Origin of the sequence: Paraburkholderia sp. GAS32 (assembly GCF_050434225.1) — a bacterium.
Classification (GTDB): Bacteria; Pseudomonadota; Gammaproteobacteria; order Burkholderiales; family Burkholderiaceae; genus Paraburkholderia; species Paraburkholderia madseniana.
Genome location: NZ_JBNPVS010000109.1, coordinates 1 through 7,160, shown reverse-complemented (window position 1 = coordinate 7,160; position 7,160 = coordinate 1). Strand labels below are relative to the sequence as shown.

General features: G+C 61.4%; 6 protein-coding genes. 2 read left to right on the top strand and 4 right to left on the bottom strand.

Annotation, left to right across the window (positions count from 1 at the left end; genetic code table 11):
* Positions 1 to 289 precede the first annotated feature (289 nt).
* Complete coding sequence (locus tag P3T25_RS48250) at positions 290 to 1,351, bottom strand: IS110 family transposase (RefSeq protein WP_429364809.1); 1,062 nt, start codon at positions 1,349 to 1,351, stop codon at positions 290 to 292.
* Between the two features lie 140 nt (positions 1,352 to 1,491).
* Between P3T25_RS48250 and P3T25_RS48245 the strand changes: the two genes are divergently transcribed.
* The gene (locus tag P3T25_RS48245) at positions 1,492 to 1,965 is read left to right on the top strand and encodes a hypothetical protein (protein WP_154562335.1); all 474 of its coding nucleotides are present in this window, start codon (positions 1,492 to 1,494) and stop codon (positions 1,963 to 1,965) included.
* A 617-nt stretch (positions 1,966 to 2,582) separates the two neighbouring features.
* On the opposite strand, the gene P3T25_RS48240 is transcribed toward P3T25_RS48245, so the two are convergent.
* Entirely contained in the window at positions 2,583 to 3,716 is a 1,134-nt protein-coding gene (locus tag P3T25_RS48240; protein ID WP_154562333.1) for a WD40/YVTN/BNR-like repeat-containing protein, read from the bottom strand.
* Positions 3,717 to 3,750: 34 nt separating this feature from the next.
* Entirely contained in the window at positions 3,751 to 4,020 is a 270-nt protein-coding gene (locus P3T25_RS48235) for a MoaD/ThiS family protein (RefSeq protein ID WP_154562331.1), read from the bottom strand.
* 128 nt (positions 4,021 to 4,148) lie between these two features.
* Here P3T25_RS48235 and P3T25_RS48230 point away from each other — a divergent pair, with 128 nt between their 5' ends.
* Positions 4,149 to 4,442: a 3-hydroxybutyrate oligomer hydrolase family protein gene (locus P3T25_RS48230; protein ID WP_154562329.1), complete on the top strand. Its 294-nt coding sequence runs from the start codon at positions 4,149 to 4,151 to the stop codon at positions 4,440 to 4,442.
* A gap of 43 nt (positions 4,443 to 4,485) precedes the next feature.
* Here the strand turns inward: P3T25_RS48230 and P3T25_RS48225 are convergent, their stop codons facing one another.
* On the bottom strand, positions 4,486 to 6,399 hold the full coding sequence (locus P3T25_RS48225) for an SMP-30/gluconolactonase/LRE family protein (RefSeq protein ID WP_166618228.1): 1,914 nt from the start codon (positions 6,397 to 6,399) through the stop codon (positions 4,486 to 4,488).
* Positions 6,400 to 7,160 lie beyond the last annotated feature (761 nt).

Sequence of the window (7,160 nt, the reverse complement as noted above, 5' to 3'; positions counted from 1 at the left end):
GTCTGATCGGTGCGCATGATGCTCTCTCCTTTGAACAGGACTCGACACGTTGATTTTACGTATCAGTTCGTCGACCCCTCCTGTACATAGGATCTTGTTGGGCGCTGTCGTTGCCGCGCCCGGGCCCGGATAGTAACCGCGCAGCGGGACTCCGTTCATCTCCCGGCGAATGCACATCGTGCAGCGCCTTGTGAGCGGTCGAGTTCGCCCGCTGCCGGTCTGACCTGTCGCTATCCTTGCCTGTTGCGTCCTTGAGTGGAGTTCGGTTCAGTTCAAACGGCATGTAGCGTCAGCCGCTTGCCTTGGCGGCGGCACGAGCGCACACGTATGCGGGATCGAAGTGCTCGCCCTTGGCGAGCACAGCCCACAGAATGCGGGCGTGCTTGTTGGCGACCGCGACGAGCGTCTTGTGGTAGCCAATGCGCGCCTGCAACTGGACGATCCAGCGTGAGAGGCGGTCGTCGTGTCGGTGCGCAGCCTGGATGGCTGATCGCGCGCCTTGGTAAAGCAGGCTGCGCAGATAGTCGTTGCCCTGTCTGGTGATGCGCCCGAGTCGCGGCTTGCCGCCGCTGCTGTTCTGTTTGGGTACGAGCCCGATCCAGGCCGCCATCTGACGACCGTTCTTGAACTGGCGGGCGTCGATGACCGTAGCGACTGCTGCGGATGCTGTCAGCCGGCCCACGCCGCAGACCTTCATGCACCGCTGGGCTTGGGGATCATCGCTGACGTGCCGCGCGATCTGCGTGTCAAGCCAGGCAATTTCATCGTCGAGCGCCTGCCATTGGGCCAACCCATGCATCAGGGCTTCTCGGGCCGGGGCGGCGAGTTCGTTACTGCCATCCTCGACGCGGTCAACGAAGTGCTTGCGCAACTGGTGGATGCCTTGCGGCAGGAAGACGCCGAACTCGGCCAGCAATCCGCGTAGTCGGTTCACCAGCGCGGTGCGCTCCTCGATAAATCCCGTGCGCATGCGATGGAGCACCAGCACGCTTTGCTGGGCAGGTGTCTTGATCGGCACGAACCGCATGTGCGGGCGGCTGGCGGCTTCGCAGATCGCTTCTGCATCGACTGCGTCATTCTTCACGCGGGCACCGCCTTTGCGGTAGGGAGCGGCAAATTGCGGTGGAATCAGTCGCACGTCATGTCCGACCGCGCGCAGCTTGCGCGCCCAGTAGTGCGCCGCGCTGCACGCTTCCATGGCGACTAGGCACGGCTCCAGATTGGCAAACCAGCTCACGAACCGCTCACGTGCAATGGCCCTGCGCACGACAACGTGCTCGGTGCAATCAACGGCATGAAGTTGCATGACGTTCTTCGCCAGATCCACGCCAACACGAGTAATCTTGTCCATGACTTCCCCCTTTGTGGAAGGTTGCGTTGCACCAGCCATGATCGCACCAGACGGTGACGATCCGCAGACCGGGGAAGTCCTTACTAATTCATCTTTCAGCGAGTGTCGGGCGATCCAGGAAGTACCAGGGAGGTCGCACCATGAGCAGCAAACCTACAAAAAAATCTCAACCCGCTTCACGCCCGCCTGTCGACGCGCTCCAGTACGAAAAGCTTGCGCTCTCCACCTTCGATCTATGCAACCGGCAGTTGAGTCAACTCAACACGCTGATCACACTTGCGTCCTCAATGTGTAGGAATCCTGCCATCACGAGCGACGAAAGACGACGTCAGCAGACCATGCTTGAATTGCTTGTCGACACAGCAGAGCAATATCAGCGAGAACTCGAATGTGACCGTGAGCTGTATCAGGTGATCGCGCTCGATGCGAAGGGCATCCCGCAGAGCCGCATCACCGCGAGCCGTGCAGCGCGCCTTCTTGCAGAGGCATCACAAATAGCGACGAAGGAAACACCGGCAGGCACGAAGCCCCGCCCTGGCAAGCAAACGTCAGCCAAATCCGCGACAAACGAAGAAGCAGACGCTGCCCAACAGCCGGCTCCCACGCAGCACTAACCATCGAGAAGGTGAACGACTTCAGTCGTTCAGATTTGTAGCATGCCTGCCCTCAGTCACGAGCATGGGCGAGCGCCACAAGCAGATGTGGGCAGGCGTCGTATAAACCTAATAACTTTCAGGCGTTCGACATCGGTGCGCAGATCATCGACAATCGATAGGAAATCTCGACGCCGTTGGCACGAACAGCGTCCGGGAAAAACCGTCAATCCTCCCCTTACGGCATGGCGCACGAATATCTCGTCATTTTCCAATACCACGAGCCTGAACCGCGTGAGCTATTTGAGCGCGGACTGATCGAAGATTACGAATCGTCATCGGGCGCATTTATCGAGGCAGGGTCGGCGGAAGAGGCCTTGATCTGGTGCGAGGTAATCGCACAGGAGCTTCTTCGACGCGTCAACGATGACAGATCGTTGGATTGGAAACGCTTGGGATATTCGTGCTGGATTGAATCCACACCAGAAAAATCCCCTTGGGGCCACTGCTTGGTTTTTTTCAGCACGTTCGCGTCGGCGAGCTGCCGAACATCGACGCGATGAGTACTGCCGCGTACATTCGCTGGCAGGGTGGCGACGGCGCAAGTTAGCTAAAGCGAATGCGTTTGCTCGGCGCCCTCATCCAAACCGAACACAATATACCGGCGGCAAATGCGCTGAAATCAAATGCCAGCTTTCGCCGCCATCGTCGGATGTCCATAGCGCGCCAGTGGTCGACCCCATCGCGAGGCGCGTGCCGGAGTCGTCTACGGCGAGCCCGTGCCGATACACGAGGTCATAGGCCGGTGTAGGCGGCAACCCGTTCGAGAAGCGCTCGAACGTGCGGCCTCCGTCGCGTGTGCGCGTGACGACGAACTGGCCGTCTACCGGGATCCGGTACTGGTCTTTCACGGCGGGCACGAACCACGCGGTGTCCGGCTCGCGCGGGTGCACGGCAACGGCGAAGCCGAAACTCGATGGCTGCGCTTCGATCCGCTGCCAGTGGGCAGCGCCGTCGGTCGAGCGGAAGATCGCGCAGTGATGCTGCGTCCACAGCACATCGGGGTTTGCCGTGCATTGCACGACGCGGTGCGGGTCTTGCACGTTGGCATCGCCGCGCCGCTCTGGCGGCATATAGTCGGCCTCCATGCCCTCGGCACTCAGGCACCAGGTCGCACCACCATCGGCCGTTTGCCAGACGCCGCCGCACGACACGCCGACCGTCACGTGCCGGCTGTTGCGCGGATCGACCATCACGGAATGGATGCCCGGCGCGTCGTAGCCGCCTCCGAGCCATTCGCGGCGCTCCGGGCGATCCCACAGCGCACGGTTGAGCACCCACGTGTCGCCACCATCGTCAGAACGGAAGAGCCCACCGGGGATCGTGCCGGCCCACAAGACGCCCGGCTCGTCCGGGCCGCCGGTTTCGAGCGACCAGATTTGCTGAAGCGTCCAAGGCGGCGACGGGCTGGGCGCGGCCGCGCTCGCATTGTCCGCGCCGTCACCGGTACGCGTCTCGTCAGCAGGCTGCGGCGGGTAGACGGGAACCGCGCACTCTTCCCAATCCGCCATGCCAGCGCGCCGGCGATGCAGCTTCACGCCGAAGTGGCCGAGATTGAGCCCGACATACAGCGATCCGTCGCGCGGATCAGGCAGCACCATGCTCACCGGCTCGCCGACGAAATACGGCTCACCGAGGGTCCAGCTACCCTCGTCGTCGGCTTGCAGAACGAACAGTCCCTTGCGGGTTGCAACAAGCAATCGATCGCTCATGTCGAGTGTCTCCAGGAGTACGAGTGGAACCTTCTTATCCGCCCGACAGCGCCTGTATGACGTAAACCCGGCTTTCCTCACCGAGCGCATCGGACAGATGTTGTCGGTCGCGCACCGGCCGGCCATCGACAAACACGGCGAGATGCCTTCGCAGTGAGCCCTGATCGTCAACGATGTAGCCGCGCAGTCGAGGTTGCGCGGCGAAGACGGCCTCGAGTGCTTCGCCGAGCGTGCGCGCATCGATCTCGCGCTCGGGCGTTGCGATATGCCGTTGAATCGAAGCAGCGAAGAAGATGTGCGCCATGGCGAGGTAGCCGAACGGGAATGGCCTTGTTCGTCGATTCTGAAGTTTAGACCATCCGCCGTGTGCTTCGGAGCGTCGCCATACACCAGACGAAAGGCTGCGCCTCCGAAGCGGCCGTTGACATGCGGATGGCAACCCGAAAAAAGGCAGTGCTGCTCAGCGCCGCGATAGTGAGCGCAGTACTCGTCCCTGTTGCGCGGGCCGACGATCACGACGACCGCCGCCCAGGCCCGAATGGCCTGCCGTGGTTCGTCGTGGCGGACAGCCTCAGGACGACCACCTATGACGGCATCAGCGATGACCTGCTAACCGCCGGCCTCGGCAAAACCGGACTCGCAGGCCCAGCGCCAGCTATCGCCAAGAAGGAGCGCTCCGGCCGAACGCTGCCTGTGGAAAGAAACAAGGTCAATAAGTCGACATAACGTGAGGTGCTCGCCGGGGCGTAGCCGCGACGAGCACTGTCGATCAGTGTGTCCAGCGATAGATGATGACGCTGGCCCCGTTGTAGTTGTCCTTCGTGATCACGTACTCCCCGGTCGACCGACGGTACGATCGAAGGCCGTACATCGAATCCACGTCATTGCCGACGTACACGGTGTTGGGGTTGCTGTTGATCAACGTGGTGTCCAGGCTGCCTGTGGTGAGATTGAAGGCGTCGATGTTGGGCACGGTGTGTACGTATCCGACGAAGAGATAGTTGCCGGCCGCCGTGATCGACTTGGGATTGGCGCTGGTGAGGTTGATCACCGGATTGGGAGCGGTCGTGTTGCCTGCGAGCCAGCCGTGATACACCTCGATCCGCGTTCCGATCGACGTCCAGTCTGCGCTCCCGACAACTCCCTGGGCCAGGATCATCGTGTCGCTTTCCGGCAGGTAGATGATCCGCGTCAATGGCGTGATCGTGCCCGGAATGGGCGTTGCAATTCCTGCTCCCCAACTCGGCTTCCCGTTGGCATCGAAGCCGGTCAGCGGATAGTGCCAGATGGCATTCGTCTTGTCCAAACCGGCCCAGACGTCCCCTTTGCTGTCGAGGCAGAATCCGTCCCTGACCGGTGCGGTCGTATTGAACGCCGTACCCGGAAGCGTGGCGTCCGGTATGGCGATGTAGCCATTCGCAGCATTGAAGTGGAAGAAGTAGAAAGTATCGGGATTCTGGCCGGACGCCACGAGGATCCGGTTGGCGCCGACGGTGGCAAGTTGACCGAAGTGCTCATCCCGTGAGCGATCGTTGATGTTGATGCGTGGATCGGATGGATAGTCGATCGGATCGACCGTGTTCGCTACGAAGGTTCCCCCAGCGGTGCCGGTGTAGATGTTGGTCCCTCCATAGAAGTACGCGCCGTCGGTAGCCGGGTCCGGAGCGGCGACCCCCTCGAAGTTCAGAGACTGAAGCTTCCATTGCAGGTGGCCAGAACTGTCGTAGGAGTGAATGTCGGTGCCGCCGTCGCGGCCGAGGTCCCAGCTTCCGCCCCACGGGTTGTTGAGCACGTACAGGTTGCCGGCGGCGTCTTTGCCGATGCCGGTGACGCGGGTAAAACGCCTGTCGCCAACCTGGCCTTTGATTCCCGTTGTCGTATCGAGATATCCCCCCTGAATGCCAAATGTACTGATCAGAAATGGAATGACCAAAGTGTTATAGATCTTGATGTTCATGTCGGGGCCCGCGTCGCCGATCATGAGAAACCCGGTCGACGAATCGAGATACAGCGAGGACGGTCGAGAGGCGACGGACATCTGGATGGTGTTCACGAGCACGCCGGCCGGATTGAATTCGAGGATCGCGCCCGCGCTCTTCTGCGCAACCCAGATGTTTCCTGCGCTGTCCACCGCGAGCGCGCCAGGGCTTGAGACGGCGATATCCTGCCGCCAGACGCCGTCGGTGGTGTAGACGCGGATGCGATTTCCAGGCGAGTCGCTCGCATAAAGGAGCGAGCCCGACGTCGCGAGTCCCGTGATTACATCAGCCCGCTGCTCAGTCGTTGTCGCGCTGACCGAGATAAGAAAGTCGCGAGTTTGAGTGGTTCGGTTGTACCGCCCGACCGTGCCGCTGCCGTAAGTGGCATTAAATTGCAGAGCGGCGAAGATCGAAGTTGCGTTACCCGTAATGGCGCTGCCCTGAAACTCGCCGTGACCTCCTATGGATCCCAGGCTTTGGCCGTTCTGGTATATCGCGACACCACCTTCGTTTTCGTCCCACATGGAAGCCGTGTAGATGACGCCCTCGGGCGCTATCCACATGGAGCGCGCGACGCTACCCACGTGGGTAGCGTTGGTCCCAAATGTGTTCGCCACCCAGTCGGTGCTGTACTGTCCGTAACACTCCGGCGCGAGCGTAGCGATCAGAAGGGCGGTGAGGAACGTGGCATAGATTCGTTTCATGATAGTGAAGCGTGCCCTCCTGAGGCACCTGAATCGGGGGATTGCGGTTTGGCCCATGCTCGCAGCATTGACAACCTGACGGGCTTCACATGGGGACCGACTGATGGTTCCTGTGACTGCCTTCCTTGTCGTGCTGGCATGCGCGCTATGGGCTGGAAGATTCTTCGATCGGGAAGGGTCTTCTTCGAAGCGTGCCAGGCGCCGCTCGCCCGTTCGGCGAACGGCGTTTCGCAGGAAACTGTCCTTGTCCACTGGCCGCTCCAGCAAGCGTCGCGTCTGTCCAACTCGAGGCTGCGTTAGAGCGGTATATCGGCGAGGCGCGGAAAAGGTTGAGCTGTTCGCATTCCCAGCACGGGCAAACGCGTTGGAGCCCAGCCCGAGCAGCGCTTTCAGCTGGTCCGCGAGGTGGATGAGCGTTCAGATGCCAACTGGCGGTTCGGGGTGGCAAGCGTGGCCCGCGAGCGGGTGATTTCTCGCGAGACGAAGGTGCGGTGAGGGCCGACTAGCGAAGTTCGCGGCCGAGGGGCGTCTGACCGGACTCGGCCGGCTTCCGGAGTTCCGGGCTCGGCCATGAAGCGTCGTTCGCGCGCAACGTCGCTCAGACATTCAGGCGTCGGTTCCACTCAGGAACCGGCCATTCGATTCCCAATGGTGAAGTGTTGCTTGTCGGCCAAAGCCGCCGCTCGCATGTCGACGCTGGCATGCCCACTCACTGCAGCACAGCGGTCGTTCGACAGCGTCAATTGCGAACGCCGACTGTC